This is a genomic window from Pseudokineococcus marinus (assembly GCF_013004605.1).
Taxonomy (GTDB): domain Bacteria; phylum Actinomycetota; class Actinomycetes; order Actinomycetales; family Quadrisphaeraceae; genus Pseudokineococcus; species Pseudokineococcus marinus.
Genome location: NZ_JABEMA010000450.1, coordinates 1 through 1783, shown reverse-complemented (window position 1 = coordinate 1783; position 1783 = coordinate 1). Strand labels below are relative to the sequence as shown.

2 protein-coding genes and 1 riboswitch are annotated in these 1783 nt (G+C 79.8%); both genes read left to right on the top strand.

What is annotated here, in order from left to right; genetic code table 11:
- Positions 1-410, top strand: a 410-nt coding sequence (locus HLB09_RS16495; protein WP_246235677.1) for a fluoride efflux transporter FluC, incomplete at its 5' end; no start/stop codon positions are given.
- Positions 411-630: 220 nt separating this feature from the next.
- Positions 631-743: riboswitch (SAM riboswitch) on the top strand.
- Positions 744-775: 32 nt separating this feature from the next.
- The coding region (locus HLB09_RS16490) for an aminotransferase class V-fold PLP-dependent enzyme (RefSeq protein ID WP_171204386.1) at positions 776-1783 on the top strand (1008 nt) is incomplete at its 3' end.

The window sequence follows — 1783 nt, the reverse complement described above, 5'->3', positions numbered from 1 at the left end:
CGGTGGCCGCGCGGGCGGCGCTCGTGAGCGGGGCGGTCGTCGTGCTCGTCGCCCTGGCCGGCGGGGTGGGCGCCGTCGTGCGCGTCGTCGTGGACGGCGAGGTGCGCACCCGCCTCGGGGGCCGTCTGCCGTGGGGCACCGCGGTCGTCAACGTGCTCGGCTCGCTGCTCATCGGCCTCGTCACCGGGCTGCTGGGCGGGCCCGCCGCGCCCGCGTCCGACGCCGCCGCGGCGGCCGTGCTCGCCACCGGGTTCTGCGGCGGCTTCACGACCTTCGGCACCGCCGTCGTCGAGGTGCTGCGCCTGCTCGAGCAGCGCCGCGTCGGCGCCGCGGCCGCGGCGGCCGCCGCCACCGTCGTCGTCAGCACCCTCGCGGCCGCGCTCGGCCTGGTGCTCGGCCGCGCCCTCTGAGGGTGCGCCCTCCGAGGCGCGCAGAGGCCGGACCGGCGACGACTCGCCCGCCGAGGGGCGTCGAAGGCGAAGGAGGCGTCACCTCCACGTCGGACGCGGCGGGCGGAGGGCGACGTCGACACGTCCGTCCGGGTGGCGGCGCGGCCTCGCGTCCCGGATGGCGGGACGGCCGTCCCGAGGGGTGGTGCGGCCGGCGGCGGGTGCCCTAGCGTCGTCGGCAGGTCAAGAGCGCCAGCGACAAGCCCCGGCTCGCTGGCCGGCAACCCTCCTCCGCGGTGGGGTGCCCCGGGTGAGGACCTGGCCGCACCGGCCCTGGTGCGGCAAGCGCGGACCTCCGGGTCCGGTGGACGCCGCAGGAGACCCCCATGAGCACGCACCCCGTCGTCGCTGACCGCGCCCTCGACCGGGCCGTCGACCGAGCTGTGGCGGCGGCCCCGCCCGCCCGGCGCCTCGCCGTCGTGCCGCCCCCCGCCCCGCCTCGCGAGGAGGCGGGCGCCCCGTCGGAGCCGTCAGGGCCGGCGGTGCCCCGCGCCCGCACCGCGCCCGCGCCCGGCGACGAGCCGCTGCTGCCCGTCGTCGGCGGCGAGGAGCAGGTGCCGCTCGTCACCGGGGGCACGGCCCGCTACGCCAACCTCGACGTCGCGGCCAGCGCGCCCGCCCTGTGCTGGGTCGCCGACCACGTCGAGCGGGTCCTGCCGCTGTACGCCAGCGTCCACCGCGGCGCCGGGTACGCCTCGCAGGTGAGCACGGCCGTCCTCGAGGGGGCGCGCGACGTCGTCGGCGGCTTCGTCGGGGCCCGCGCGGACGACGTCGTCGTCTGGACGCGGAGCACGACCGACGCCCTCGCCGTCCTCGCCGGCTGCGTCCCCGACGGCGGCTCGGTGCTCGTCCTCGACCTCGAGCACCACGCCAACCTCCTGCCGTGGCGCACGCAGGGCCACCGGGGCGTCACCTCGCGCGTCGTCGAGGCCGCACCGACCCTCGAGGGGACGCTGGCCGTCCTCGCGGACGCCCTGGCCGCCGAGCCGACGTCGCTGCTCGCCGTCACCGGCGCGAGCAACGTCACGGGGGAGGAGCTGCCGCTGCGCCGGCTCGCCGACCTCGCGCACGCCGCCGGCGCCCGCCTCGCCGTCGACGCCGCCCAGCTGGCGCCGCACCGGGCGGTCGACGTGGCCCGCGACGGCGTCGACTGGGTGGCCCTCTCCGGCCACAAGCTGTACGCGCCCTTCGGTGCGGGCGCGCTCGTCGGCCGCCGCGCTGGCCCTCCTCGCCGCGGGCTGCGGCGACGACGTGACGGCCGGCCCCGCGTCGTCCTCCCCCGTGGCGGCGTCCTCGCCGGTCTCCGACGCCACCGCAGCGACGGACGCGACCAC